Source organism: Algoriphagus ratkowskyi (genome assembly GCF_002150505.1).
Taxonomy (GTDB): domain Bacteria; phylum Bacteroidota; class Bacteroidia; order Cytophagales; family Cyclobacteriaceae; genus Algoriphagus; species Algoriphagus ratkowskyi.
Genome location: NZ_MSSV01000002.1, coordinates 389,433 through 415,216, shown reverse-complemented (window position 1 = coordinate 415,216; position 25,784 = coordinate 389,433). Strand labels below are relative to the sequence as shown.

At 39.6% G+C, this 25,784-nt stretch carries 28 protein-coding genes; 11 read left to right on the top strand and 17 right to left on the bottom strand.

Annotation, left to right across the window (positions count from 1 at the left end):
- Positions 1–949, top strand: a 949-nt coding sequence (locus tag BVH02_RS21625) for an RHS repeat-associated core domain-containing protein (protein ID WP_205635700.1), incomplete at its 5' end; no start/stop codon positions are given.
- Position 950: 1 nt separating this feature from the next.
- Entirely contained in the window at positions 951–1,397 is a 447-nt protein-coding gene (locus BVH02_RS03505) for a hypothetical protein (RefSeq protein WP_086498939.1), read from the top strand.
- 78 nt (positions 1,398–1,475) lie between these two features.
- Here the strand turns inward: BVH02_RS03505 and BVH02_RS03500 are convergent, their stop codons facing one another.
- Positions 1,476–1,685: a transcriptional regulator gene (locus BVH02_RS03500; protein WP_169712828.1), complete on the bottom strand. Its 210-nt coding sequence runs from the start codon at positions 1,683–1,685 to the stop codon at positions 1,476–1,478.
- 336 nt (positions 1,686–2,021) lie between these two features.
- Between BVH02_RS03500 and BVH02_RS03495 the strand changes: the two genes are divergently transcribed.
- The 3 genes from BVH02_RS03495 to BVH02_RS03485 all read left to right on the top strand — a co-directional run bounded on the left by BVH02_RS03495 (position 2,022) and on the right by BVH02_RS03485 (position 5,088).
- On the top strand, positions 2,022–3,002 hold the full coding sequence (locus BVH02_RS03495) for an RHS repeat domain-containing protein (protein ID WP_086498937.1): 981 nt from the start codon (positions 2,022–2,024) through the stop codon (positions 3,000–3,002).
- A 5-nt stretch (positions 3,003–3,007) separates the two neighbouring features.
- A complete protein-coding gene (locus BVH02_RS03490; RefSeq protein ID WP_143244180.1) occupies positions 3,008–3,418 on the top strand; it encodes a hypothetical protein in 411 nt (136 codons plus the stop codon).
- A gap of 374 nt (positions 3,419–3,792) precedes the next feature.
- Positions 3,793–5,088: a hypothetical protein gene (locus BVH02_RS03485; RefSeq protein WP_143244179.1), complete on the top strand. Its 1,296-nt coding sequence runs from the start codon at positions 3,793–3,795 to the stop codon at positions 5,086–5,088.
- Positions 5,089–5,518: 430 nt separating this feature from the next.
- On the opposite strand, the gene BVH02_RS03475 is transcribed toward BVH02_RS03485, so the two are convergent.
- The 15 genes from BVH02_RS03475 to BVH02_RS03405 all read right to left on the bottom strand — a co-directional run bounded on the left by BVH02_RS03475 (position 5,519) and on the right by BVH02_RS03405 (position 17,043).
- On the bottom strand, positions 5,519–5,776 hold the full coding sequence (locus BVH02_RS03475) for a helix-turn-helix domain-containing protein (RefSeq protein WP_086498925.1): 258 nt from the start codon (positions 5,774–5,776) through the stop codon (positions 5,519–5,521).
- A gap of 10 nt (positions 5,777–5,786) precedes the next feature.
- Complete coding sequence (locus BVH02_RS03470; RefSeq protein WP_086498922.1) at positions 5,787–6,104, bottom strand: hypothetical protein; 318 nt, start codon at positions 6,102–6,104, stop codon at positions 5,787–5,789.
- 16 nt (positions 6,105–6,120) lie between these two features.
- Positions 6,121–6,900 carry a hypothetical protein gene (locus BVH02_RS03465; protein ID WP_086498920.1) on the bottom strand — a complete coding sequence of 260 codons (780 nt, stop codon included), beginning with the start codon at positions 6,898–6,900 and terminating at the stop codon, positions 6,121–6,123.
- A 59-nt stretch (positions 6,901–6,959) separates the two neighbouring features.
- Entirely contained in the window at positions 6,960–7,820 is an 861-nt protein-coding gene (gene traN / locus BVH02_RS03460; RefSeq protein WP_086498918.1) for a conjugative transposon protein TraN, read from the bottom strand.
- A gap of 17 nt (positions 7,821–7,837) precedes the next feature.
- Positions 7,838–9,136: a conjugative transposon protein TraM gene (gene traM, locus BVH02_RS03455; protein WP_086498916.1), complete on the bottom strand. Its 1,299-nt coding sequence runs from the start codon at positions 9,134–9,136 to the stop codon at positions 7,838–7,840.
- A complete protein-coding gene (locus tag BVH02_RS03450) occupies positions 9,129–9,449 on the bottom strand; it encodes a hypothetical protein (RefSeq protein ID WP_086498913.1) in 321 nt (106 codons plus the stop codon). The genes traM and BVH02_RS03450 overlap by 8 nt, the downstream gene beginning before the upstream one ends.
- A 2-nt stretch (positions 9,450–9,451) precedes the next feature.
- On the bottom strand, positions 9,452–10,069 hold the full coding sequence (gene traK, locus BVH02_RS03445; protein WP_086498911.1) for a conjugative transposon protein TraK: 618 nt from the start codon (positions 10,067–10,069) through the stop codon (positions 9,452–9,454).
- Between the two features lie 11 nt (positions 10,070–10,080).
- On the bottom strand, positions 10,081–11,301 hold the full coding sequence (gene traJ, locus BVH02_RS03440; RefSeq protein ID WP_086498909.1) for a conjugative transposon protein TraJ: 1,221 nt from the start codon (positions 11,299–11,301) through the stop codon (positions 10,081–10,083).
- 11 nt (positions 11,302–11,312) lie between these two features.
- Positions 11,313–11,948, bottom strand: coding sequence for a hypothetical protein (locus tag BVH02_RS03435; protein WP_086498905.1), 636 nt, complete (start codon positions 11,946–11,948; stop codon positions 11,313–11,315).
- Positions 11,949–11,966: 18 nt separating this feature from the next.
- Positions 11,967–12,608 carry a hypothetical protein gene (locus BVH02_RS03430; RefSeq protein WP_086498904.1) on the bottom strand — a complete coding sequence of 214 codons (642 nt, stop codon included), beginning with the start codon at positions 12,606–12,608 and terminating at the stop codon, positions 11,967–11,969.
- A 13-nt stretch (positions 12,609–12,621) separates the two neighbouring features.
- A complete protein-coding gene (locus BVH02_RS03425; protein WP_086498902.1) occupies positions 12,622–13,326 on the bottom strand; it encodes a conjugal transfer protein TraI in 705 nt (234 codons plus the stop codon).
- A gap of 11 nt (positions 13,327–13,337) precedes the next feature.
- The gene (locus BVH02_RS03420) at positions 13,338–15,794 is read right to left on the bottom strand and encodes a TraG family conjugative transposon ATPase (protein ID WP_086498899.1); all 2,457 of its coding nucleotides are present in this window, start codon (positions 15,792–15,794) and stop codon (positions 13,338–13,340) included.
- Positions 15,795–15,856: 62 nt separating this feature from the next.
- Complete coding sequence (locus BVH02_RS03415) at positions 15,857–16,183, bottom strand: DUF4133 domain-containing protein (RefSeq protein WP_086498897.1); 327 nt, start codon at positions 16,181–16,183, stop codon at positions 15,857–15,859.
- A 19-nt stretch (positions 16,184–16,202) separates the two neighbouring features.
- Positions 16,203–16,532, bottom strand: coding sequence for a DUF4134 domain-containing protein (locus tag BVH02_RS03410; protein WP_111357187.1), 330 nt, complete (start codon positions 16,530–16,532; stop codon positions 16,203–16,205).
- A gap of 64 nt (positions 16,533–16,596) precedes the next feature.
- The gene (locus tag BVH02_RS03405) at positions 16,597–17,043 is read right to left on the bottom strand and encodes a hypothetical protein (protein WP_086498895.1); all 447 of its coding nucleotides are present in this window, start codon (positions 17,041–17,043) and stop codon (positions 16,597–16,599) included.
- A 324-nt stretch (positions 17,044–17,367) separates the two neighbouring features.
- Here BVH02_RS03405 and BVH02_RS03400 point away from each other — a divergent pair, with 324 nt between their 5' ends.
- Together BVH02_RS03400 and BVH02_RS03395 are read left to right on the top strand one after the other, a co-directional pair.
- Positions 17,368–17,838, top strand: coding sequence for a JAB domain-containing protein (locus tag BVH02_RS03400; protein WP_086498893.1), 471 nt, complete (start codon positions 17,368–17,370; stop codon positions 17,836–17,838).
- A gap of 1,002 nt (positions 17,839–18,840) precedes the next feature.
- On the top strand, positions 18,841–19,320 hold the full coding sequence (locus BVH02_RS03395; RefSeq protein WP_086498891.1) for a DUF305 domain-containing protein: 480 nt from the start codon (positions 18,841–18,843) through the stop codon (positions 19,318–19,320).
- Between the two features lie 321 nt (positions 19,321–19,641).
- Here BVH02_RS03395 and BVH02_RS03390 read toward each other — a convergent pair whose 3' ends face one another.
- Positions 19,642–20,655, bottom strand: coding sequence for a potassium channel family protein (locus BVH02_RS03390; protein ID WP_086498888.1), 1,014 nt, complete (start codon positions 20,653–20,655; stop codon positions 19,642–19,644).
- Between the two features lie 782 nt (positions 20,656–21,437).
- Between BVH02_RS03390 and BVH02_RS03385 the strand changes: the two genes are divergently transcribed.
- The 4 genes from BVH02_RS03385 to BVH02_RS03365 all read left to right on the top strand — a co-directional run bounded on the left by BVH02_RS03385 (position 21,438) and on the right by BVH02_RS03365 (position 25,717).
- Complete coding sequence (locus BVH02_RS03385) at positions 21,438–21,911, top strand: hypothetical protein (protein ID WP_086498885.1); 474 nt, start codon at positions 21,438–21,440, stop codon at positions 21,909–21,911.
- A gap of 199 nt (positions 21,912–22,110) precedes the next feature.
- Positions 22,111–23,001 (top strand): helix-turn-helix domain-containing protein, encoded by an 891-nt coding sequence (locus BVH02_RS03375; protein WP_086498880.1) that lies wholly within the window; start codon positions 22,111–22,113, stop codon positions 22,999–23,001.
- Positions 23,002–23,468: 467 nt separating this feature from the next.
- A complete protein-coding gene (locus BVH02_RS03370; RefSeq protein ID WP_086498877.1) occupies positions 23,469–24,851 on the top strand; it encodes an NAD-dependent succinate-semialdehyde dehydrogenase in 1,383 nt (460 codons plus the stop codon).
- A 281-nt stretch (positions 24,852–25,132) separates the two neighbouring features.
- Complete coding sequence (locus BVH02_RS03365; RefSeq protein WP_086498875.1) at positions 25,133–25,717, top strand: hypothetical protein; 585 nt, start codon at positions 25,133–25,135, stop codon at positions 25,715–25,717.
- Positions 25,718–25,784: the final 67 nt, after the last annotated feature.

The window sequence follows — 25,784 nt, the reverse complement described above, 5'->3', positions numbered from 1 at the left end:
AGTGATGAGCACAGGACCCATAATTGTCCAAGAGACTCATTATGATCCATGGGGCATGGAGATCAAAGAATTGGGCTATCAGTACGGAGACATAAAAGTGAATCCCTATCTTTATAACGGTAAGGAAGCAATCGACCACCTTGGAATAGAACTGTATGACTACGGTGCGAGGATGTATGATCCGGTGATAGGGAGGTGGAGTGTTGTCGATCCGTTGGCAGAGGAACGTTCTTGGATGTCACCTTACAATTTTGTGCAGAATAATCCCTTGTCAAGGATAGATCCTGATGGGATGTTGGATATCCGTATCCATGGAGAGAATAATTCCAGCGTTACCATCATAACTGATCTGATAGATATAGACGTCAATGCGGGTGGACTTGTCGGAGATCTGGGAGGCAATTATTCATTACAGGGTGATGACATCCTCAGCGCGGGATTGGATCTCGTTGGGGTGCTTGATCCAACAGGTGTTGCTGATGGACTAAATGCTGGACTGCAGGCAAAGAACGGCGATTGGCTGGGTGCTGCAATCAGCACTGCTGGAATAATACCATATATAGGTGATGTCGCCAAAGTAGGGAAAATCGGAAAAGACCTCAAGATCATCAATAATGCGATTGATGCTGTCAGATCAGGTGATAAAGTATCATCCACTTCAAGAGCTGCCAGAAGAGAAGCAATGCGAGATGCTGGAATTCCTACTAGTCAGCAACCAAAATCCCAATCTAGAAATAGTTCAGGAAGAGAATATACATATGAAGTACCAGGAAAAGGAGGTGGAACTCAGACAAAATCTGTTCAACAACAAACATTGGATAGAAGTCACCAAGGACAGCCTCACTGGGAAGCCGGACAGGTAAAAACAGACAATAGTAAGGTAAGGATGAACAATTATGGCAGACCAAAACTGGATAATAATAAATCAAAAGTAAACTATAATAATTAAGATGTTAGAGGAGACGCTTGATCAAAAAAAACGAAGATTGTTTGGAAAGCAATCTCTTCAAAGCTATTTAAACACGATTGAAAAGTTCACTACTGATAGTGAAAGGTGTTTATTGTCTATAGTTGAGACGGATAGAATACTTGAAAAAATTTCTACCCTTAAAGAAGTATTTAAGACTGTTCTTCCATTTGAAGATAAAGCGGGGCTAATAAATACAGTAAATGAAAAGTTCAAATCGGAAGACAGTATTTATCTACTAACCTCCTTATCTCGTGATTGTGGTGGTATAGTCATTAATTCCATTGCCTATTTCAATTTCAATTTCAATTTTGACGATGATTCAGGAGGTATTTTTAGCCTAGTAAGTAATGACTTAAAAGAAAGGATTCTCTTTGATTTTTACGAAGAAAGCGGAAAAAAATTTATTGAAATCGAATATTTTCAATAGTCGAAGTAAGTAATTTAAATAACAAAGTTTAAGCCCGGCAGTGCCGGGCTTTTTACTTTACAGCGCAGCGACATTTTTCTAGAAGAAGTCTTTGAATTTTTTGTTGGTCAGCATCTTGTCGATCAGCTTGAAGATAGTCTGTCTGTCCTCGTCTTCGAGCTGCTGGATAAGCCTGAGCTGTTCTACCGCTGTCTTGTCCTCGATGACGACTTCTGAGGGGTCCCCGCCACCTTTGCCCGAACTGGAATGGATCGCATGCTCATCCGCACCTTGGGCCAGTACTTTCAAAATCTTGCCGCCGCTCCTAATGAAATTGCCATCGCGAATGTGATTGCTTTGGTGATTACAGAGCTCCAACAGAAACCGGTGCCCGAAGCCTACATGGGGTATGCTCTGTATGATTCAGATTCCACCTAATATGGACAAGAGGGCTGAGCGAAAAGAAACAGTCCAGTAGACTGTTTTAGCGAGGAGCCAGGCTGCGGGCAGGTAATCCTCTCCAAAAAAGCCCGCAACAAGCACGAAGAACTAATTGAGAAGATAGCCATAAAAAAAGATGGGTACATCGAAACTTACCTTGTCAATGAAACGGCTGAAAACGTCTGGTTTGATCAGTTCCGAGTGATGAGCACAGGACCCATTATTGTACAGGAAACCCATTATGATCCATGGGGCATGGAGATCAAAGAATTGGGCTATCAATACGGCGGCATCATGGTGAATCCTTATCTTTATAACGGTAAGGAAGCAATCGACCACCTTGGAATAGAACTGTATGACTACGGTGCGAGGATGTATGATCCGGTGATAGGGAGGTGGAGTGTTGTGGATCCCTTGGCAGAGCAGATGCGAAGTCATTCTCCATACAATTATGCATTTGATAATCCGATAAGGTTTGTTGACCCGGATGGGATGGCACCTATAGACTATTATAATGAGAGTGGGAAACGTTTAGGAACAGATGGTAATAATGATGGTCGTTTGGTAGTAGTAGTGTGTAAAAAAGAAGCTAAGCAAATCAGTGCTACAGATAAGGCAGGAGGAACCACTTCTTTAAGCCAGGTGAACTCTGGTGTTGAACTACCTAATTTCTCAGTGAGAAGCGAAATGGGGAAAGCGGTTTCTAGATCCTTGCAACCGACAAATGCTTCTATGTCGGGTGAAGCAGGATTTATTGCAGATTCAAAAGGAGGTGCTCACGAAGAAGGCGGAATTTTTGGAAAAAAATCAGACGGCACATATGTTGTAAATCACGCTGAGCCTGGAAGTGCGGTTACATTAGATGATAATAAAGCAATGGTTAACGTATTTAGTGGTGACAATGGTACGATTGTAGATGTTGAGGGCAATTTTCATACTCACCCTGCTATAAATTCTACACCTGGAGCAAACTCAATTGGAGGTGCTTCTAGGGGATTTGGTCAATCACCATCACCTGACGATTTTAACGCAGCTAGTACAAACTCAGGTTCTGGTGCTGTCATTGGAAATAACTATGTGCTGGGAACTGGTCCAGCATCAAGCGGCGGACAAAGGGTATCCATTTATAATGGGGTAAAAGTTCTTGCCACTTTTCCGTTGAGCAAGTTTATAAACATAAAATAATGATCATGCAGAAATATATATATGTAATTCTTTTCTTTATTTTCTTTCCAAAAGACTGCTTCTCCCAAGCTAAAAGACTTCGAGATGCTGGAAACGTATCGATGATTGAAGTTTTAGTAAAGCCGGATGAATTTAATAGTAAGAAAATTCTTTTTTCTGGAATTCTTATTTATGAGCATGAAAATAGTGCTATATACCTATCAAAACAAAGTGCAGAATATGCAGTCTCTACAGAAGCATTTTGGGTGAGGTTTGCAAAAGGTTATGAAAGTGATCAAGAACTCAAAAAACTAGATGGTAAATATGTCTCAGTATACGGTATATTCGATAAAGATCAATTTGGACACATGGGAGCTTATAGAGGGACTATATTAGTAGAGAGAATACAATTAAGAACTCGTTACCGAAAGCTATAAGTACTAGAAAGTAAGGTATTTATGAATATCTAAGAGAACAGGAGTTGATTATAATAAAATATATATCAAGTTGACTTTTATGGAAAGGGTAGTAATATTAGATTTAATAAAATAGTTATTCGCGAAGAAATCCACTCTGTGTGTAGATAAAACATGGTTTGGACTAAGTGTAGATTGTATCTACACCTTTCTATATAGTAGAATTTAAAATTCAAAAAGTGAAAAGAGGATATAAACTATCAGGTAAATAACTTTTAAATGAAGTGTGTAAATGTATTTGGTTTGACAAATCTGTTATGAAAAAAGAGTTCATTTTTATTAGTTGTTTGATGCTATCATCCTATTTTTTGAAAGCTCAAAACTTGCCTAGCAGCTTGAATTCAAAGCTTCCTAAGCCTTCGATTTCAAATTCTCTTTATGCTCTATCCATCAAACCAGAAATCCCTTACCTGGAAGAACTCAAGCAGATCCAGTCACTGAAGAAATCCTATGATTCGCTTCGGAAAGAACTGGAAGACCTCAAGGAACTTACAGCTGACAGCACCCAGCGTGACAGCCTCTTTACCCTGGCGAAGGAAAGGAGCAAAGCAGTGCTGGAACAGGAAAGTAAAACGCTGGAAAGCTTGATCCAGAGTGATGATATCCCCGGGGAAGAAATCAAAAATGCCGCAAAAAACACACTGGAGCGGGTGAATGATTCCAAAGCAAGACTGGAGAAAATCAACCAAATTGGAGAACTGGAATCCCTGGTGGACGAGAACAATGAAAACCTCAAGGCACTGACCAATGAATGGTTGATGCCAAAAGTTGAAGAACAGCTTACAGGAGTGGTGAAAGAAGGGTTTGACCCCAGAAGTGCGGAACTCCCGGACTTTTATGGTAAGGATGCCCTGGCAGAACTGACCAAAAATGGATTGCCCTCTGAAGTGCCTTTTGATCAAGCCAAAGAACTTGCAACCGAGAAGGCTGGACATATCAGTGAAGAATACCTTCAAAAGGCAGGTAAGGTTTTCTCCAAACTGAAAATTGATTCGTTGGGTAATGTGAAGAGTATTTCTTCTGACCTAAAAAAGAAAAAGGAAGCCTTTTTTGAAACCAACCAACTTAAAGGAGAGCTTTTTTTTCACCGAATAGGAATGAATCTATGGTATGATCCACTGACTTCCTTCGGCGAAGGACTCTTATTGGACGCAGGACTATTTTATTCCTTCTCCCAGCAGTTCTCCCTGATGGGAGGAGTTACCTGGAAAAAGCAGTTTGACGATCAGGAAAAACTGAGAAGAGAAGGTATGGGCATGTATTCCGGTTTGCGCTTCAGCAAAGGGAATTGGTTTGCACAGGGTATTGTAAACCGCAATCAGGTGACCATCACCAACCCGGCTGGATATGAGTCCAGGGATTTTACAGGAAAAGCTTGGGCTTCCAACTTTGCTATCGGCAGAACCATCCCGATGGGCAAGACCATCCGCTCGGTGGTGATAGGCTCCGTTGATCCATTTTTTGATAAAAAATCCAGTTTGCACAAAAGCAGGGTTCAGCTGAAAATCGACTTTGAGATCGGTTCCTTCAAGAAAATCAAAAAAGAGATCAAAGAACTCATTCCTATGGATGATTTGAAAGAAAAAGGGAATGAGCAAGTGGAGAGTTATTTGGAGGGTGTTGGGGATTAGGGTGCTGCCGCTATACTTTCTAAATAACAGTTTTTCAGTATTGAAATGCTACATGTTGAAAATGCATTATCCAGCAAGAGTTTTGAATGTAGGATTGTAAAATTTCTAATTAATTCTAGCTTTAAAATGCTATGTCAAATTCAAGTCAACCTCACTTGACTCCCCAGCTTAGGATGATAAGACGGCTTATACTCAACAAAACCCCGATTCCGAAGCTCACAGATGCAAGTGTGATAGGTTACTATGCTTTTGATGCCTGAAAGTTTCATGATTCTGCGTCGGGATACTTGGAAGGGATTGCAGCGTTTTTGTTCTTTCCAGAGTTGCAGCATAGCTAAAAATACAGATACCCGGCTTGGTGGAAGGCCTTTTTCTTTCACTATTCTTTCCACATAATATTCCATTCCAGGAGTTGTCATGATAAGTTAATTTATTGCTTGAAGAGTGATTTCAATTCTTCTGATTTATAGTAATAGAGCCCTGAGATTTTAACTGGATGTACCAGCCCGCGAATTCGTAGATTCTGTAAGGCGGCATCAGATATGCTCAGCAATTTTTTCACATCTTTACTTCGCAGCCATTCCTTTTCTTCGGTTTTTGTTTTTTTAGATTGTTCCAGTAAATTCTTAAGGTCTGCAAACAGTTGAAACCGTAAAGTATCCAAGTCTTCTTTTGTGATAGTTTCCATGGGCTGTTAGTTAATTCACTTTGTGATTATCTGTTTGTACATTTCGGCTAATCCCAACCTTACTCTGACTCATTCGGTTGAAGGTGGGTTGGTAGAAAATGTAGCCGTATTCATGAAGTTGTCGGATAATCTTGAAGTAGGTTGCAGTGCTTGAAATCTTGGCTGTCTTCATGATTTGTTCCCTGTGAATGGGAAAAGGCTCTACTCCTCCATGTTCTTCTCGTGAATGAAGCAGCACGGAGAAAACCCCAATATGGGACAGGCATATTCTGGGATCTTGCTCTATCCCTGCCATAAATTCCTCCAGTGCTTGTTTTAGGCGCTCCATTGTTTTTGGGTGTTAATCAACCTGCTATTCCTGCACTTTTACGTTTTCTTGGCTTTTTAGCGGGACTGTTTTCAGCTTCTTCTTTTACTTCCTTCTTTTGGGAATTGCTTTGAGATTCACTTTTTCCCTCTCGCTGAGTTTCTGAGGTCCGCATCTGATTTGAATCGTATATGTTCACATTTTTGAACTGAGGGTTAGCTTCAACGAACCGCTTCTGCTCATTTCCTTCACTGATAAAAGTGACGGATTGACGATTTCCTTTTTTTAACGAAACCATGAGTCTGCTTTGATCATCTGGATCCTTCAGTTCTTTAATCTGATGCTTTTGTACTGCCTCTTTCAAATCAAAGCCGTAATTCTCATGGAATTGCTTGAGCTTAAAATTTCCCTGATTGTCGGTTTCTTTAAAGTCCAGCTGTACCCAGGCATTGTACTTTTCCTGCTCTTTGTTGACCAAGTCTTTGTTTACAGCACGCCCATCCAAGAGATTGTAACCTTCTTTCAGGGTGAGGTTATTGTCTTTACCGATATAAAAGGTCTGCTTGATTGCAGGGTCTTCTTGCCCAGATTTTGTCAGACTTAGATCATACTTATTAAAGAAGTACATATCGGTCATCTCAGATTTCCTGAAATGCAGCTTTGCATCGACTTTATCGTCTCCGAAATTTGCCTGATGGTCTAGCGTGAAATTGGGTTCTCTTTTGCTGATTTGCTCTTTTAATTGAGGCTCCAATGCCTCCCCAAATCCAGTATATTTTACCTGGTTTTTTAGATAATCAAAATTTTGCTCATTCATGATCGTTGTTGTTTGAGGTTAACTGATAGTATTGTGTTTTAAAAGCTGGGTCATGGATATTAATCCACCATAACAGCATTGATGATGTTGTGATTTTTTACTTTGATATTGAGATGCCTACCTCCATTATGCTCCATCAATTCAATTCCCAGATGCTTTTGATCTGGAATAGTGAATTTGTGTAGAGCCACTACCAAAGTCTCGGTTGATTGAGCAGGAATTTGATCGATATTTCCAAGAATCTTAATAGGGATTTGTTCCAGTTCCTGTGAAGCTGTTCTCTTGCTTTTTTGATTGTCCCGAATGAAAAATCTAAACTGTTCTATGTCGTAATTGATGTTAGTTTGATTTTCCAGTTTGATCTGAAAGAAGAGTAGATCTTGTGCGATGTAGATACCTATCAAACTGACGCCAGTCATATATTTTCTTTGTCTGATTGGCTTGATTCTCCTGTTTTTGACTGATACCTTTTTAGCTATTTCTCGTACCTCAGCTTCGCTAATTTGGCCCACTGGAAATTCCGCTAATTGGCTAGTTGTTTTTGGTAGAATATTCAGGTTAAGTTGTTCAGGTGCCTTGGCGTAGCTCACTGCAAAGGAGTAAAACTGTCCATCATCAGTAATTACAGTCAGGTTACTAATTTGCAATTCTGTGTTTTCTGATTTGACCTGAAGGATGTTTTCTGCTTCGCTTGCTCGCTGGACTAAAATGCTTCTAGAACCTCTATCCACGCTTTTTATGGGCTGTGGAAAGATCAAATTAGTGGTCAACCTTTCGCTAATTTCTATTGGAGTAGAAGCGATAGATTCGGTTGTGAAATGCAACTTTACTTGCGCGAGCACAGAGATAGAACTTACCATTGAAAGCATGATTGTTATTCCAAGTACAAATCCCCAAGGTTTTATTTGAATACTATTCATAGGATCAATAATTTTAGTTAAAAAGAATTTTTTTGATTTTCATCGTTTAGCCATACCTGGTAGCCCGCTTTGACTGTCACGCTGACCTGTTTTATCTTTTTTCCCAAAAAGCTTTTAGCGGTTTCAATTCCCGCACTGGCCGCCTGTGCTTCCAAAGAAGTATCAAATGTGCTGATCCCAAACCCCTGAATTGCTCGATCACCTGATTGAGTAGCAACTTCTCTCGAAATAGAACCAGGAATGTAAATTCCTGCCATGCCATCTGCATCGTGAACAGCCAAAGCAACGGGCAATAGCTGATCATTAACTCGTATGTGGGTGATGTCTATAATCAGGCGTTCTCCATTCAGTGATGCTGTTCCAAAAATCAGCAGATCTTTTGGGAGAATCAACCCATTTATACTTGCGTCTTCGGTGAGCCTGAGTTTGACAGTTGCCCCCGACATGAGCGTTTGTGTTTCATGGACTACAGCTTTGATGGTATTTGCGGAGCTGTTTGGAAAGTCACTATTCTCCAATCCATAAAACCCATTGGAGGAAGCAGTATTTACAGATGTCGGAGCCATTTCATCAGTTGTTTCCAAACTGGAAATTGCGCGATTGTCACTTGCTTTAGATACAGGGAAAGCTTGGGATTGCTTTATATTTTGTGCTTCCCAGATTCTTGCCTGCACCCGCTCGGGATGTTGAATATCAAGGATCTGTTCAAGCAGCTCGCTCATTTGTTCCATTTCGGGATCTGCTTGTTCATTGCCTGCTTGCATTTGTTGCATCATGAGATCTAGCCTGTCCAAGTCAGAACTTAAATCAGGCGATGTCGCTGTTTGATTTAGGGAGTAACTGTCCACTTTTGAAAGCTGAACTTCAGATTTAGGCTCTTCGGAAAGCGTTCTGTTAAGTGCTTCCAGTTTTTCCATGACCAGCTGCTCATTGGGATCCTGGAAATCCAGTATGGGCGTATTGCCATAGATTGCTATTTCGGAATCAGGAATTGGGTCTTTGTCGCCTAGAATAGGATCAGGATTGAATGCCATCCGATAATAGGGATCATTTTTCACCTGCTGTAGGAATCTGGCAGAGTCAGATTGCGACTTTTGATAATGTCCCAGTTTGTCCAGCTCTTTGTTCTTACTTTCTACCACGCCTGGCAATTCTAAATTGATTCCGAGTTGCTGGGTTTGCGTTGGATCACTGCTTATTCCAGATCCACCTCCCATAGCCCAAAAGGAGAGCGTTAAAAAGGGAAGGGTAAGTACTGGAAGCATCATGAGTAATTTTCTCTTTTGCTGTGTTTTTTGGCTTATTGTATTAGTCATGTCTGTTATTGGTTTGAATGTTAGATTGATTGAGAATAAGGCTGTCGGCCAGAGTGTCTTGATCGGAGATGTATGGTAAAAGAATATCTGCTGGCTTCTGATGCAGTTTTGTTGGAGCAGTTGAGTAGAACATTTGAGTAGTATTTGCACTCAGTGCGATTATCAGAAATACTAGGAGTCCTCCGTATTTAGCGGATTTGCTAAGCTGTTCAGATTTGTGCTGAAGCAGTGTCGCAAATTTTAGGGCTTTGGATACCCCAAATTCACGGACTGCTCGAAATGGATTAGTATGGTTTACAGGCTTTGAGTTCATGTCTACCGGTTTTGGACGTTGATGTCAGTATTTTCCATGGTCTTCCAACTTTCGATCAAAAAACCGTGGGGATTGTTTTCACTGCGGGAGACCTGACGGAGATATCCTTCGGTGATCAGTTTTCGGGTGACAATGGATCCTGTGCGGGTCAATTGCTGTCTGCCGTAGTATCGAAAATAAAATGGGTTTTGCTGCACATCAATGGACACACTGTCCATGCTGATCTCTTGACTTATATTTCCAGCAATGATGTTTGAGTAGTAATTGCTTTCGGTTAGATTATCGTACTGGCGCTTGGCAGAAGCATCCGCCAGGTAGAGTGCTTTGGTCGTTGTTGAGGTGATGGCTTTTTCATCAGGATCAAGGGTAAAGAAATATCGATGGAAGGTCGCAATGTGGTCTTTTGCTTCGACGATGATATTATCCCGTCTGTCTGTAGCTAAAGCTTCGAGCACTTTTCCATTCGAAAGGATATATATCTTTTGCTGAAGGGATGCTGCCAGCTGTTGGCTTTTGTATAAGGTCAACCCAGAAAAGAATAGACAGCCGATAATCACCACTAGGGTAAAAAGTCGAATTTGTCGGAAAGCGGTATCGATATTTTTTGGTTTCGTGAACATATGCTATTGAATTAGGAGTTGCCTTTGAGTTTACCTGACTGATAATCAACACCGTCTTTAAAATATCCAGAAGAAGTGCCATGGTTGGCCATGGACTGTCTCATTCCTCCGGCTTTATCTCCATAGGAATCTGCAGACATACTCGATCCTTTTGTTGCCATTCCTGCTGCACTTCCTGCCATAGAGGCTGTGCCCATAGCAGCTTGGGTAAAGAAGGCAGAGGCTTTATGCGGAAGTGCTCCACCTGAAGCAGCATGGACAATGTAGTTTGCCACGGAAGGGACCGAGAAATAGCCGATGATCCCGATGATCAGAAATATTAAGTATCCAGTATCGGTAGAAGTAAACATGGTATCTCCAGTGCTGTCGATCTGACCGATGTCGAGTAGAAGCATTTTTTCCTGAATGGTTCCGATGATTGCGCCGAAAATATTTGCTACAGGAAGCCACAAGTAGATATTTATGTATCTGGCGAGCCAGACGGTGAGGGTATGTTGAAATCCGTCAAATACTGAAAGGCCGAAAACTAAAGGGCCAAGAATGGAAAGTACAATCAGCTGAAAAGTTCGCAGTGTATTGATGCAGAGTGCCGCTGCTTCAAAGAGGATCTCTAGGACATTCGCCAGTATTTCCTTAACGTGATTTTTAAATACAAAGGATAGTTTGGCTCCTGCAAATGCAAATCCTTCGCTAATATTCTCCCAAAACCCTAATTCTGGAGTTACACTTTCCTCGGGTAAGCCTTGGGTATATTTCAGCCATTTATCGAAATCACCACTTTCTTGAGCACCGCCGAACATTTGACCTAGGTTTCCAGCTTTGATTGCCTGAGCTTTTCGTTCAAGTAATCGCTCAATGGCAACATTGGAATTGTCCACCATGGCAGTAGTGGCAGAAACAGTAGGCTGCATGATTCCGTTGATCATCGCTAAAACTGAGGGAAAAATCATAATACAGAAGCCGATCACAAATGGTCTGAACAATGGATAAAAATCGATGGGTTCTGCATTTGCAATGGATCGCCAAACTCGAATGGCGATGTACCAGATAGCCCCGAATGCAGCCAAGCCTTGCGCTACGCTGATCAGTTGACTGCATAATGGCATCATTTCTTGATAGAGCTCATCCAATACACCATGCAATCCTCTGATACTGTTGTCCTGAGCCTGACTTGCAATTGGGAGTAGTAGGGAAAGGAATGTAAAAACAATAATTTTTATGCGAGATTTCATAGTGCTGATAGTTACCTTATGAGGTTATAAAGCATTTGCATTTCGGTGACTTCTTGTGCTTCAAGGGAGCGTTGAATAGCCATTACTGTCGTCTCCTGATTGAATGCAGTCAGAAAATGGAGTTTTTCTTGTATGTCGATATGTATTTGATCGATGGCTGTTAGTCGCTCTTCATCAGTCATTCTTAATGTTCCTGTTGCTAAAACAAGTGTCAATTCATCAAGCTGTTGCAGACTACTTTGAAAGAGGTTTCCATATACTTTTGACAGGTAGGATATTTCATTTGCAGTAAACTGACCCGAGGTTTTAAACTTAGTAAAGGCTGATTTATAATCTTTGACCAGCTTCATCTGGAAGGAGATTATTTCAGCAACTTTGTGGTAATTCTTTACTGTTGGGTTGATTTGCAGTAAACCATCTAAAAATGCTTCATGCAGGGTGAAATTTCCCGAAGCGATAGTAGAAATCTGAGTATAGCCTGATCTGAGGGTAGTATAGCCTTTTTCAAGATGTGTCAAGATCTGCTTTAGCTGGGAAAGCTTGGTTACGTTAAGCAGTAGCTGAGCCGATTCGTCTGCCTGTGCCGATGCAGTATGGAGACTCATGGCGAAGAAGATGGGGAGTAATATGAATCGTAACTTTTTCATAAGCTTTTAAAGTTTGATTTAGTCTAGGTTATGGTAGCGTCTAGATTGGGTGATTTCAAGAAATTCCTGTTCTCGTTGCATTGCCAGCTGCAGAAACTCCTGTCCCATCCGAACTGTAAATCCATGGATTTCCTGCATCTGAATTTGCAGTTGTTTCAATCGTTGGATGCGCTGGGAATCGGAGAAACTCAGTGCGTCATTTTGCAAAAGCAACTGTGCCTCATGGAGTAATGCGGCAGAGTTTATCTTGATGTTTGAAAAGATGTGTGCGACCACCGCTTCTTCGGATTGGCTGAGCTGTTTGCTTGATTTAAGTTGCTGTTGGGTTTGTGTTGAAAGCTGTTGAATACGTGAAGCGAGTGCAATGATTTGCCGGGTATCTGAATGGCTCTTTACTTGTGGGTTTATAGTGAGAAAGGATAGGAAATGGTCTTCATGCTGGGAGAAATCTCCAGTTTTGATCATCTGTATCATTCCTAATCCCTGCTGAGTAACTTCATAGCCTTTTTTAATCACAGTGCCGTATGCTTGCAGGGCAGCAATCTGTTCGGTTAGATACCTCTTCTTGGTTTCTTTCTGATTAAACCATTCTTCGAAGTTTTGGGCAGAAAGTGGCAAAGCTGTGGTGATGAGGTATAAGAGGATAATGAGCTTTTTCATAGCAGGAGGGAGCTTAGTTCGTGATTCCGTAAAGATTTTTGAGAAGTATCAACTCCTGTGAATTCTTGGATCGTTGCATGCTGAGTAAGCCATTACTTCGATTGAAGGAGAGTAGATCCTGATAGTTTTGATCCACCCGCTTAGCTGTCTCATTCAACAATTCCAAACGTTCTCCATCAGTCATTTTCAGTGTGAAGGATTTGACCAAAAGTGTAAGCTGATCGAGGTTTTCCACTGTTGCTCCCAACAGTCCGGAATAAACCTTGGCCATGTATTCTTTTTCAATTGTGGTGAAGTGGGAGTCTTGCTGTATAACTGCCCAGACTTTTTTGTACTCAGACACAATCCGAGTCTGCGTTTGGGTAATGTCCCGAACACGCTGGAAAGTAGAAATCGCTGATTTAACCTGATGGAGTTCGTCGAAATAGGTTTGATAAAGAGTTCGCTGCTTTTCTGTCCAGTTGGAGATTTCATCTAACTTGAGCTTGGACATCGTATTCTCTAATACCTTTTGAGCATTTTGAAGCCAAATAACTTTATTCTGCTGGCGTTGGATTTTTAGATCCATGGCGACAATTACCTTTGTTACGCCGGCTTTTATAATTTCTAAAATGGCTAATGGTACTTCTGCCTCTGTTCGCTGCGGCGGTAAGGTGAATGCAACACAAAGCAGGGTAAGGAGGATGGTTCGCTGGGTTTTTTTGAGAGCGTTTTTCATGGTGTGTTGGATTAAAATTGTTCTGCTGTAAGTGCCGCTATTCCTTTTTGGATGGAGCCAAAACGCTGGGCATAATCCATTACCTTAATTTTCTCCGTCTCTTCGGTGGTATAAGCCAAATACTCCTCCTGCGAAACTTCGGTGCGATAAACTTTGGAAAGCATGCCTCCCAAACTGATAAAGACTTCTTTATACTTGCGTTTCGGGTCATTTGCTTTGTTGACAGAAAGCACCATAGCTCGTTCCTTATCGGTCAGTCCCAAGAGTTCTTGGATCTGGTCAAATTTGTTTTGGTATTTGGACTGGTCCAGTAGGATCTTACAGTCACTGTTGTTGATGATGGCCTGCTTGACTACCGGGGAACTGATGATGTCCTCGACTTCCTGGGTAACCACGATGGCCTCCCCGAAGAATTTCCGTACCGTCTTAAAAAGGTATTTGATGTATTCTGCCATGCCTTCCTTGGCGATGGCTTTCCATGCTTCCTCGATCAAGATCAATTTGCGGATGCCTTTCAGCTTACGCATTTTGTTGATGAAGACTTCCATGATGATAATAGTCACCACTGGGAATAGGATGGGATGGTCTTTGATGTTGTCCAGTTCAAAGACGATAAAGCGCTCCTGAAGCAAGTCCAGATTTTCAGTGGCATTCAAGAGGTAATCAAATTCTCCACCTTTATAATAGGGACGGAGCACGTATAGGAAATTACTGATATCGAAATCTTTTACCTTGACTTTGTCAGTCTTGAGTAGGGGTAGAAAGTCTGTTTTTACGTAATCATAAAAAGTGTTGAAGCTTGCGAATAGGGAAGGGTCGGAAGCCAGTTTTTCATAGTAGCCTTTTAGCGCATTGGAAAGGGCTACATACTCACTTCGTGTGAAGGTTTCATTATCTTTTTTCCAGAGAGCAAGCAACATAGTTTTAATGCTTTCTTTCTTTTCAGTATCCAGCTGATCTCCTTCAGCGATGTAAAAAGGGTTGAAGCGGATGGGGTTTTGCTCATCGTAGGTGAAATAATATCCGCCGACCATATCGCAGAGACCTTTGTAGGAATGCCCCACATCTACCAATACCACATGAGTTCCTTGCTCGTAATAGCTACGAATTAGATGGTTGGTGAAAAAGGATTTACCACTACCACTGGGCCCGAGTATAAACTTGTTGCGGTTGGTACAGATGCCTCGTTTTACTGGTTCATCGGAGAGATCTACATGTATAGGCTTACCTGTGAGCCTGTCACCCAATCTTATTCCGAAAGGACTAAGGGAGCTTCGGTAGCTCGTCTCTAAATTCAGGAAGCAAGTGGCTTGTTCAACAAAGGTGTCGAAAGTGTCATTCATGGGGAAGTCAGCGCTGTTCCCTGGGATTCCTGCCCAGAAGATTTGTGGAGCTCCCACAGTTTCTTCCTTTGCGGTAGCTTCAAGCTGAGAAAGTGCAGCCCCTATTTGCTTCTTGATTTCTGGAAGCTGTGTAAGGTCCTCTGTCCAAGCCAGAATATTGAAATGTGACTTTACAGGAAGACGTTGTTCGGATATGGCTTCGTTTAAGAAGTCATTTGTGGCATCCCTCGAAATGGCATTTTCCCTACTGTAATTAGCAAGCGACTGGAGACGAAGTCGCTTGGATTCCAGTTTTTTTAGGGATTGTTGCGCATCATCTAAAAAGATATACTGGTTGTAAAGGTGATTGCAGTTAAGCAATTGCCCCAGAGACGAAGCAAATCCCACACTAAATTTGGTGGTGTCGGTGCTGAATTTGTCGTAGTTGATTCGGCTTCCGCAAAGGGCTGGAAGCTCGTCTGAATTGGAAAGGGTGAAGAGTCTGCAATGCTTGTTGCCGATGCTGAGGTTGGGCTTGAAGCTGATGTCCTGAAGCCAAATAGGCTCCTTGGTTTCCGAAAGGCTGCAGTATTTTTCAATGATTCCTTTTTGGGTTTCGCTGCTGAGTATGGATTCTTCTTTTAGCCTCTCCAGTTGCACAAATCCGCTATCTGTGAGGATCCTCTCGAATTGTCCGCATGCATCCATAAAGTTTAGCAGGGTGTCAGCCAGTAGTAATTCTTCTGGAATAAGATGGGAGCGTAGCAGGGTTGAAAACAAGCTGCTGGATACCTTCCTGTTCTTTGGTTTTAATGTTAAGAATAAATAGCAGCTATGATCCAAAAAGGGACGCTCATGGAAAAACAGTTCACTGCTATGGTGCAGGAAACTTTGGTTAGGTTTGGTAAAATCAGCCTGATGCTGACTGTTTATAAACCAATCCTGTTTGTGGAAGATACTATGTTGAGGAAGTGATTTGATGGCTTTTATCCAGACTTGATGGAAGGATTCATACTCCCGATCACTTAAAGTGAAAATCTCAGGTAGCTCTGCTTTATAGGCCACAGTAATATCTCCCTGCTTGGAAAGAATGCAATCCTGCTCGATGCATAGAATGGGGATGCTATTTTCGAAGTGTCTTTCCATTATTATATTTTGATCTCTGGTATCGTTTGATAGTTGGGAAGTAGTTGACTCAGATTTGATAGTTACTTTTTGGTTTTAAGTTTTCGGTAAACCCCTCTTGATTTGATGCGGATGTTACAAGGGATTTGACGGTGGGCTAGCTTTTTCATCATGCCGTGTTCCCCGTAAGTATGGCTTAGTCTATATACCTTGATGACCAGTGCAGTTCCTGAAATAGCAATGATGAATAGACAGATAAAAGGGTTTACTCCCAGAATAAAGAGAATAGCGAAGGCGACAAGTAGTGCCAGCACACCTGCCCCGAGGTACCAGATGTACTGGGCTTTTAATCCTTTAAATTCAATGGGCTTGTTGATGCCTTTATTGATCCGATAGACGCTGTTTCCCATGAGATTATGTGTGTTACTATTAGACTCCAAAGAAGGATTTGATGACCGTGGCCACCACGACTAGAAAGACACAGCTTCCAAACCAGGCAGCTGCCACTTTGCCTGTATCGGGATCACCTGCATTCCATTTTTGATAGACTTTTACTGCACCGATCAATCCGAGAATGGCACCGATAGCATACATCAGACTGGTGCCTGCATCAAAGTAGCTGCGCACCTGACGGTTGGCTTCTTCGATTCCCGCAAGACCATCTTGGGAATGTGCCTGCAATGTGGTTATGCCAAGGAAAACAGCTACCAAGACTGTTTTTTTAATGGCTGTCTTTTGTGGTTTATGGTGCTCTTTCATATTGTTATCGTTTTAGTGGTTGTGTTGGATTTGGTAAAATGAAGTAGGATAGCCTTGATTAAGGCTAAGGAGACTGAGCGCTCCATGCCTCTTCCAGTTCAGATTCACTGAAGACGATTCGGCAATACTTAGAAGCGTTTTCTAAAATGAAATTGATAACGGCAACCCGGTAGGCGGGCTCCCGAAGCCCGGTGTGGTTTGACAGCGTTCGGAGTAGCTGCGAAAGCAGAATATCCTTGCTTGTCCTATTTTGCCCCGCCTTCCCGAGGATGCCGTTTAATTCCGCAACAGTAGCTTCCAACTCTTCAAAGTGATCAGTTGAGTTTTCGTCAGTCCTTCTCAGATGCCGCCCTTTTTCCTGCTGACGAATCTGATTAACCAGCTTGAATTTTCCCGAAATCAGGTTGCGAAATTCTTGTTTATAGTATAATCCTATGATGATGAGGTAGTAGGCTGCCAGACCTATTGCCAAAGTGCTGAAGTAGGTGTTCCAGGTAATTGCTTCCAACATAGTGCTACTGTTTTGGGTCAGCTTACTTATTTTGTCTCGCTGACAGAAGCAAATGTGGGGATGGTAAATCCCTGTTTTTTACACCTTTGTGGTAGCTACCAAAAAATAGTTTTTTAAAATATTTTATAGATAATTGGTAATGAGCTGAAGTTTTTTGTCCCTGAATTCTTCCAAAATTAGTCCTTGGCTGCGATGCGTCCATGAGCTTCCGGCATAAAGCCATTCGCCTGCGGCTCATTATTTATTCCTTTTCCTCATGGCCTTATCTCCCCCAAGACCTGTGTAGCTGTCCTAATTCATTGTTCACCAAAACGAAAAGAAATTATGGATACGCTAGAAAGAAAAAATGATTTTTATGAAGTAGCTGAAATCAAGCTAAGCTATAGTGCTAAAGTAAAAAACTCCCTAAGACCAAGAGTTGAAAGTTCAAGACAGGTATATGAAGTGTTTGCCCAGGCTTGGGATAATGACCGAATTGAGTTTGTAGAGGATTTCAAAGTGATGCTGCTATCTAGAGCCAATAAAGTTCTTGGAATTGTAACTATCAGTTCTGGAGGGACAGCAGGAACAATAGTGGATGTGAAGCTGGTGTATGCCGCTGCAATCAAATCAAATTCTAGTTCTGTCATCCTGGCACATAATCATCCGAGTGGGAATCTAATGCCTTCAGAACAGGATAAAAGATTAACCCAGCGGATTAAGCAAGCCGGTGTTATTCTGGATATCCCGGTGCTGGATCATGTGATAATGACCGCAGAAGGATATTATTCCTTTGCAGATGAAGGAGAGCTTTAGGCTCCTTTTTTTAATTATGGATATAAAATTCATAACCTTCCATTTGGAAGTGTTTGAACGGCCGCAAGATTCAACTTATGTTTTAGGATTCCTAAATGATTGTCATTAGAGAGTTTTCCCCTGTATCTATTTTAATGAATATTAGCTTTATTATCTATAATATTTTGAGATTATAATATGGGGTAATCATAATCTTTTAATGCAATAAGTAAATTGTTTGAGTGAATGAACACTCCTAGAAGTTTTTATATACAAAATATATTCTAACATGAGAAGCGCAGATTTGGAAATCTTGAAAATAGAGTAGACTGGGATAATTTAATATTGTAATTAATATGGAAAAGTTAGCCTCATTCTTGGGGAAAATAATTCCCAAAAATTTTAAAAATAACTTTTTATAGTAAAAAGAAGGGATGGAATAGTAATTGAAGTGTTGTTAAATCCCGGCCCATGTTAAGGTTTGTATAGATAACCTTTGTCTGACTATTAATGTAAATGTAATTGTCAATTTTGCATAGATGCTAATTGAATTATATTACAGTAGAAGATGTGTCTAACAAATTTATTCACAGGCTTGAGGGACAAGTGTTAAGAATATATGGTAAAAATTCGATAAACTTTTCTCCTTGCTAAGGTTATAATGGAGGACGGAAATGCTTAAAAAAAGTGAAACTTGAAGTGTTGATTATTATTAATTAAATAATTTATTTATAGTTTAATAACTATAATGATCAATAATCTATTCCATTCTGCTGCTAGATGATTGTATTATATTTCGCTTAAAATACATGAGAATCACTCTTATAGGTTTTACTTAAACCACTAATATGATGTGTTTATTGAGACATAACGATATTAATTATAATCTTATAATTACTATTTTCGGGGTGAATAGTTCGCAGTAAGCCAACAAAATTAAATTGTTGAAATAATAATTATTCAAGTACATATAATGATGAATTTATAGCTTATTTATAATAAATTTATTCTAAAATCATTCAAATGAAACACGCTAAAAAAAATAATGAAATGAAAGGGCAATATACAACATTTGTTTCTATGTTGATCTGGTCGTTTGTAGCAATGTATATTACAATGTATCTAAATACATATCAATTTGACCATGTGTATTTTAGTTTAACCAGATTTTACATGTCCTGTTTGGGTATTTCAGCCATGGCTGTTATTATGTTTCTATTCATGAAAAAAATGTATAAAAATAAACAAAAAAATATAGCAATTCTGTTTGGAAGTTTTGTGTTATTTGCTAGCGCTCTATTTCTTGTACGGTCACAAGAACCCATCGGTGATGTTCTTTGGATGAAAGCCATGATTCCACACCACTCTATTGCAATTTTAACAAGCGAACGTGCAGATATAAAAGACCCCGAAGTTAAAAAGCTGGCTAATGATATAATTGAAGCTCAAAGAAGAGAAATTGGTGAGATGAAAGCGATGATAAAAAGATTGAGCCAAGAGTAATTCTTTGAAAACGTGTTATGATTTCTGAAAATGTATTATGTAGCATTTATATTCTGTAAAGTTTCGCTTTATCTCCAAAACGTACGAATACTTGGATGAAATATTATAATTAAATAGCCCTGTGTCTCAAAGATGCAGGGTTATTTTATTTTTCAAAAAAGATATATTCTTAGGATATAAATTGAACAATTATTTCGGCCTTTGCGGAAAATTTAAATCTTATACCGTGTACAGGTTAATCACCCTCATGCCTAATTAGGATTGTAATTCAAATTGGTAAAGTGCATCGAAAAAATTCAGTACTAGGTTACTCATCACTATCTAGTCTATATTATTATGAATGGCCTCCCAGCTCCATCCAGTTTTTTCCAGCATAAGAGTAAGTAACTTCCGACGTTTCTCCAGCTTATTATCACAATATTTGTAATCCTCCGCTTTTTTAAAATAATCTTCCTTTTCTTTTAATAATTGTGTTAAGTGAGGTGTTACCTCAATCGCAGACTCGTCGTTCAAATAACTTTTCTGAAGCATTTCCAAATGTTGGTCCAAAGTTGTCTTGAGCATTTTCATTTTTAGAGTATCTATTGATATGTCATCTTTAATGACATTGGAGAGCAAATGATGAACTTCATCTAGCATCACAAAGGCGGGAGCGAAAGCCAAGTCTATCGTACTCTTATGGAAGTAGTGAATGACGGGATAGGAATGGTGGTTCATGGTATGATGGATCAGCATTTGGCATAGGTCTGATACATTGTCAATAAATGAATTGAAATCCTTTCCATTCCAGCTATTTAACAGAATTTGCTGAGGAGATTTGCCCATACTGTTGATATATAGACTCAGCTTGGACTTCAATGCAACTGCTGAAAGCACTGGAACAAAATAAGTGATAGACGTTGTGATGAAAACGAGGCCAGAATAGGCTGCAATATTGGTAAAAACCCTCCAAAAGTTATTTGAGGGGATATAATCGCCAACCCCCAAGGTAGAAAGCGTAAATCCCGCGTAATATAACTTCTCCCACGTGTCAGTGTTCGCTTTTGTAGTACTATTTATAACAGAATCGATATCAGACAGCAGCATAATAAAAAAGCCAAACCACATTCCGATTACCCATACCAATAGGATTGAAACCAACACCGTCGGTCCTGCATATTCCAATAGCTTGCTGTTTGCTTTTTTTCCAGCAGCTGTAAAGAAAACATGCCAGATACCTAAGGATACCCATTCGGTTAACTTTCCTCCTCCATTTGATGAAAAAGCAGTTTTAATAATATCCGCTACGATCATTAGAAATATTATCGTTCCGAAGATGAAGTATAAGAAGTTCATAGGAAAGGTTTGTTCTGATTAGTTACTAAGATAAAGGGTGTAAGAGATAATTCGGTTAGAAAAATGGACTGTGGTAGAAAAAGTAATTTCACAGGAGTAGAATAAAGCTCCTCACCCCAAGGTGCTTACATGGAAAAGCTGGTTTTGGCCTTCTACACTCATAGAAACATTGCACACATTTTACCCTACCGTGCAACACTTGCTCTGTCCAGATAAATTGTAATAGGAAAATAGTACGCAGTCCGCAAGCTGAAAAATTGATAATTGATAGGCATTAAATTCCCTTTGTTGTTCTGAAGCTAGCTATTTACGTTTCTTCCGTGGAGAAACACCATGTAACTCCTTTAAAAAAGTAATACCAACAAGAACTGACGCAATCATTCCAGTCTGATTAAACGGCACTTCTTCCAAGATATAAAGGTATCATGAAAGGATGTCGTATGGCTGGTCAAGTAAGACAACATGAAAAGACATTTCAAAGCAAACGTTGAAATAGATCAAGATGCTCTGGTTAAAGGGGGAATGATCAGTTGCCGGCATGGGGATATTGCTTAGCAGAACGCGTTCGGTAAAATCAATAGCTGAGCAGGTATAGATATAATAGTGTTTAAGGAGGCAGGGTTAGACTAAAAATAGTTTGAATCCGCGGGTAGACACCCAATAATATAATTAGATATCAGATTAATTTAAATTAATGACTTATATCATGTTTTTATTAATAATTTTTCCTAAAATATGTCCCTAATATTCGCTAATATTAGTGTAATATCTTTTGAGCACCGATGATCAGAATAAGAAAATTGCATTTTAAGAAACAATTCATTGTTACTCTGCTCCTGACAGGGTTTGTGAGTGTTTTCGTGTGCGATGCACTTTGTGATATGGGTTTAATTTCCTGGGTAAGCCACCCTACAGCTATCGTAGAGACGGTTGATCAGCATCAAAATGAAGGGTATGGTCATCATTCTGATGAAATCTTGGCCCACAAACACAATGGCCCAAGTGAACATCAAGAAAACGATGAAGAAGAATGCTGTGACGAAATTGTAAAAAATCTCTATGCATCATTAATTAAATATGACTTAAAACAAATTCCTGTAGAAACACCCATATTTCACTTATTGTATCATGTATTTGCTCTAGACTTTCAAGCAGAAATCTTCCATCAAAAAATACTTCCATTTTTATATGCAAATCTGCCACCACCCGTTAGTGGCTACCGTATTCGCATTTTTATTCAATCCTTCCTAATTTAGATTTCATCTGTTAGGCTGATATTTCTATTTGCTTTTTCCCAGACTGCAAGCTATTCAGCCTTATCCCCCCTTTTTTCTCGATTTTATTAATCTCATTTTTCTGAGGGGAGTTACTCTTGGTCGGTAAGTTTTGATCGGCAAGTATCTCCTTCGCAAGACTGAAATGATTCAGTATCAGAAAAGTTAAACTTTTCAACAGATGAAAACTATTAATTTAAATATCAAAAATATGGTTTGCCAGAGTTGTATTCTGGTAGTTCGGAATGAATTACAGTCATTGGGAGCATTCGTGTCTACCATTCGGCTTGGCCATGTGACTATACATGCCCCTGAATCCTTAACCAAGAACATAATAGCAGAAAGGTTCATTTCTTATGGGCTTGGGATACTTGAAGACAAAGAGCAGATCCTTATGGAAGAAATAAAACTTTGTGTCCAGCAGTACTTAAAAAAGTTGGAAAGTTCCTCTCAAGAGATTAAGTTTTCTGATTTTCTAGCTCACGAAATAGGTAAAAACTACAATTTTATCAGCAAACACTTTTCAAAAAGCCAAGGAATCACCGTAGAGACCTACTACATAAACAAAAGAGTAGATCGGGTAAAAGAACTCCTAAAGTATGACGAGCTCAATCTAAGTGAGATTGCTGTCACGCTAAGGTACAGTTCGGTACATTACCTATCAAGTCAGTTTAAACGAGTTACCGGCATTTCAGTATCTGATTATAAGGAAGTTATGCGAAACGAGAACAGTTACTACAAAAATTTATCTGAAGCAATTGACGATTTCAGAGAAAAAGGCTACTCCTATAATTTTAACAAGAAAAATGATTGTCTGGAATGTAAAGATCTCTGCGCCAGCTTTATGATAAAGGATTTAAATATTTCTGAGTTCTACCGTTTTGATGAAAATGAAAATGCAGCAGGTAAGTCGGTGATCTACGGCATTGAAACAAAGGATGGCTTGAAGGGTCTTCTAATTGAGAAAAGCAACCTTAAAAAAAAGGATTTTTTTAAAAAGCTTTCTGCCCAAGTGAACAATACTTCGAAAGAAAAATTAAGCTATGAAAATAGACGGAATATCATACAATAAAGATAAAATTTCAAACATATAGACCTTAATAAACAGTTACTTTTGAATAGTTTCAAACCAGTAATTTTGTTTATACGATTATAGTGGATTAATTGATAATTTGTAAAATAAGTTTTATTAATTACTAATTATATAGACACAAATTGGTCTTACACATCATAAATAGGAGTATCTAAGTCGTATTTATTATTTCGGTTTTGCTACATCTTAGAATATCTCTGAACAATGAGAGAAATAGCCATTAGATCTTCGAAAAAGAGAAATGTGTGAATTATGCAACTATTATAAATGATTATGTAACGCAGTTAATTTAGAATGTCTATATCTTGGTAATATTCACCAAAAAGGTTACTCATTAAATTCTGTATTCACAAATTAAAACTATGAAACTGAAGCATGTTTTTAGCAAAGCCTGCAAAGTAATAAAGGAATATCCTTTACTACTATACATTTAAAATTTCAACAAAATGTCCATCCAAACAATCAATCCTAATACAAATAAGGTGCTGAAGTCATTCGAAGAAATGACAGAAAAGGAAGTGGAAGCCAAAATAGCTAAAGCGAAAGTAACTTTTGCTGATTGGAAAGAAACCAGCTACCAACAGCGAGCCGATTTGCTGCATAAGGTAGCTACGCTTATGCGTATCAAGAAGTCTGAATTGGCTAAAACTATCACTTTAGAAATGGGTAAAGTCATTGCTCAGGCTGAGGGAGAAATAGACTTGAGCGCAGATATACTTGATTATTACGCAGATCATGGTGAAGAATTTCTGGCAGATAAAGTGCTAGATCCCGAGTATGGAGAGGCCATAATTCGAAATAGTCCCATTGGTGTATTGCTGGGTGTGATGCCCTGGAATTTTCCATACTATCAAGTAGCTCGCTTTGCAGCTCCCAATATTATGGTGGGCAATACGATATTGCTTAAACATGCCTCTATCGTTCCACAATGCGCTGCTGCTATCGAAGAACTCTTCGAAGAGGCAAACGCTCCTGAAGGATTATATACTAATCTATTCATCTCCGGAAAACGTGCATCAGCATTGGTTTCTGATAAAAGAATAAAAGGTGTCTCTCTAACAGGAAGTGAAGAAGCAGGTGCAAGTATTGCCATGGAAGCCGGAAAACATTTGAAAAAAGTTGTACTGGAGCTTGGCGGTAATGACGTGTTCATTATACTGGAAGATGCCGACATGGAAAAAACGGTGGAGTGGGCAGTGGTAGGCAGGATAAATAACAACGGTCAATGTTGTGTAGCCTCCAAGCGATTTATTGCCGTGGAAGCAATAGCCGATGAATTTATTCAAAAGTTCAAAGACAAGTTATCAAAAATGAAAGTGGGTGATCCGATGGATCCCACAACAGAATTAGGCCCTTTAAGTAGTGAAGAAGCGGCGGTTCATTTAGCCGATCAGGTGGAACGTTCGGTTAATGAAGGTGCAAAAGTTTTATTGGGTGGTAAACGTGCCGATCGTGAAGGCGCCTTTATGGAACCCACCATACTCACCGACCTAAAGCCTGGCATTGCTGCTTATCATGAAGAATTATTCGGCCCGGTTGCCACTTTCTATGTGGTGAAAGACGAACAGGCTGCCATAGAACTGGCCAATGATTCTGATTTTGGTTTGGGCGCATCTGTATTTACACAAGACATCGAACGCGGTAAAAGGATAGCCGATCAGATTGATACCGGAATGGTATTTATTAACCATCCCACCTGGACACAAGCCGATCTTCCTTTTGGTGGAACAAAACGTTCAGGCTTCGGTCGTGAACTTTCAGCGTTAGGGATTCAGGAGTTTGTAAACAAAAAACTGATTCGTATCAGTGGGCTCAATGACCCTTTCTAATTGTATAATAATGGTACTAGTTGTGATTTTGCTATAAAAGAAAAATATAAAATATGTATATCCGATTTTATACCAGTAAGGAGATAAAGGTAATAGAAACTAGGGTAAACAATGATTTCTAGGCCACTGCGGTCATCTGTTCTCTAGCCTCTCAACCAAAGAAAACAATGGTACTGGCATCATCCGATAGCTATTGGATGCGAATAATCATAATATAAAATAGCAATCATTGATAAATTAAAACTGTCAACAAAATATTATTAAATCTAAATCAAAGTAAAATGAAAACTATAGTAAAAACATTACTCCTTTTTAGTGTGATTGGCTCATTAATGAGCTGTAAATCTACCTTTAATGCTTACGAAACTATGGAAAATATGGAAAACAGAAATGCCCTTTATCAAGAGATCATTTCAAACCAGAGCCAATTCAGCGAACTTATCGATTTGGCACAACAGAATGAAGGTGCACAAAAGATAATGATGCAGAATCATATGCAAATGATGGAATCTGGAAAGATGAAAACGATGATGGAGAAAAATCCTGAAATGAAACAGAAGATGGAATCGAATATGCAGAAAATGATGGAGAATCCTGAAATGAAAGAAAAAATGCAAACGATGATGCTCGATAAAATGTTGGGAAGTTCCGAAGGAAGAAAGATGCTAATGCACACAATGCATGAAAACAAAGAGATGCAAGGGGAAATGAAAGAAAAAATGATGCAAAAAATGAAAGAAAACCCTGCGATGATGGAAGAGATGATGGAAAAAATGATGGAGAATCCTGAAATGAAAGCAAAGATGATGCATAAGATGAAAGAAAAGGATAAGAGTCTGAAGATTAATGAAATGGATCATAATTAAACTGATACCATCAATAGTGATTTCATTAAATAAAATATCAATAGCTATGATGTACAATGGAGATTAT

Excerpts from the sequence above, each read along its gene's own strand:
- BVH02_RS03450 (WP_086498913.1), bottom strand. The coding sequence starts at position 9,449 with ATGAACTCAAAGCCTGTAAACCATACTAATCCATTTCGAGCAGTCCGT.
- BVH02_RS03490 (WP_143244180.1), top strand. The coding sequence starts at position 3,008 with ATGCAGAAATATATATATGTAATTCTTTTCTTTATTTTCTTTCCAAAA.
- BVH02_RS03470 (WP_086498922.1), bottom strand. The coding sequence starts at position 6,104 with ATGGAGCGCCTAAAACAAGCACTGGAGGAATTTATGGCAGGGATAGAG.
- BVH02_RS03415 (WP_086498897.1), bottom strand. The coding sequence starts at position 16,183 with ATGGGAAACAGCGTCTATCGGATCAATAAAGGCATCAACAAGCCCATT.
- BVH02_RS03405 (WP_086498895.1), bottom strand. The coding sequence starts at position 17,043 with ATGTTGGAAGCAATTACCTGGAACACCTACTTCAGCACTTTGGCAATA.
- traJ (WP_086498909.1), bottom strand. The coding sequence starts at position 11,301 with ATGAAATCTCGCATAAAAATTATTGTTTTTACATTCCTTTCCCTACTA.
- BVH02_RS03505 (WP_086498939.1), top strand. The coding sequence starts at position 951 with ATGTTAGAGGAGACGCTTGATCAAAAAAAACGAAGATTGTTTGGAAAG.
- BVH02_RS03395 (WP_086498891.1), top strand. The coding sequence starts at position 18,841 with ATGAAACACGCTAAAAAAAATAATGAAATGAAAGGGCAATATACAACA.
- traK (WP_086498911.1), bottom strand. The coding sequence starts at position 10,069 with ATGTTCACGAAACCAAAAAATATCGATACCGCTTTCCGACAAATTCGA.
- BVH02_RS03375 (WP_086498880.1), top strand. The coding sequence starts at position 22,111 with ATGAAAACTATTAATTTAAATATCAAAAATATGGTTTGCCAGAGTTGT.
- traN (WP_086498918.1), bottom strand. The coding sequence starts at position 7,820 with ATGAATAGTATTCAAATAAAACCTTGGGGATTTGTACTTGGAATAACA.
- BVH02_RS03390 (WP_086498888.1), bottom strand. The coding sequence starts at position 20,655 with ATGAACTTCTTATACTTCATCTTCGGAACGATAATATTTCTAATGATC.
- BVH02_RS03465 (WP_086498920.1), bottom strand. The coding sequence starts at position 6,900 with ATGAATGAGCAAAATTTTGATTATCTAAAAAACCAGGTAAAATATACT.
- BVH02_RS03435 (WP_086498905.1), bottom strand. The coding sequence starts at position 11,948 with ATGAAAAAGTTACGATTCATATTACTCCCCATCTTCTTCGCCATGAGT.
- BVH02_RS03495 (WP_086498937.1), top strand. The coding sequence starts at position 2,022 with ATGAGCACAGGACCCATTATTGTACAGGAAACCCATTATGATCCATGG.
- BVH02_RS03410 (WP_111357187.1), bottom strand. The coding sequence starts at position 16,532 with ATGAAAGAGCACCATAAACCACAAAAGACAGCCATTAAAAAAACAGTC.
- BVH02_RS03400 (WP_086498893.1), top strand. The coding sequence starts at position 17,368 with ATGGATACGCTAGAAAGAAAAAATGATTTTTATGAAGTAGCTGAAATC.
- traM (WP_086498916.1), bottom strand. The coding sequence starts at position 9,136 with ATGACTAATACAATAAGCCAAAAAACACAGCAAAAGAGAAAATTACTC.
- BVH02_RS03425 (WP_086498902.1), bottom strand. The coding sequence starts at position 13,326 with ATGAAAAACGCTCTCAAAAAAACCCAGCGAACCATCCTCCTTACCCTG.
- BVH02_RS03430 (WP_086498904.1), bottom strand. The coding sequence starts at position 12,608 with ATGAAAAAGCTCATTATCCTCTTATACCTCATCACCACAGCTTTGCCA.
- BVH02_RS03370 (WP_086498877.1), top strand. The coding sequence starts at position 23,469 with ATGTCCATCCAAACAATCAATCCTAATACAAATAAGGTGCTGAAGTCA.
- BVH02_RS03385 (WP_086498885.1), top strand. The coding sequence starts at position 21,438 with ATGATCAGAATAAGAAAATTGCATTTTAAGAAACAATTCATTGTTACT.
- BVH02_RS03420 (WP_086498899.1), bottom strand. The coding sequence starts at position 15,794 with ATGGAAAGACACTTCGAAAATAGCATCCCCATTCTATGCATCGAGCAG.
- BVH02_RS03475 (WP_086498925.1), bottom strand. The coding sequence starts at position 5,776 with ATGGAAACTATCACAAAAGAAGACTTGGATACTTTACGGTTTCAACTG.
- BVH02_RS03365 (WP_086498875.1), top strand. The coding sequence starts at position 25,133 with ATGAAAACTATAGTAAAAACATTACTCCTTTTTAGTGTGATTGGCTCA.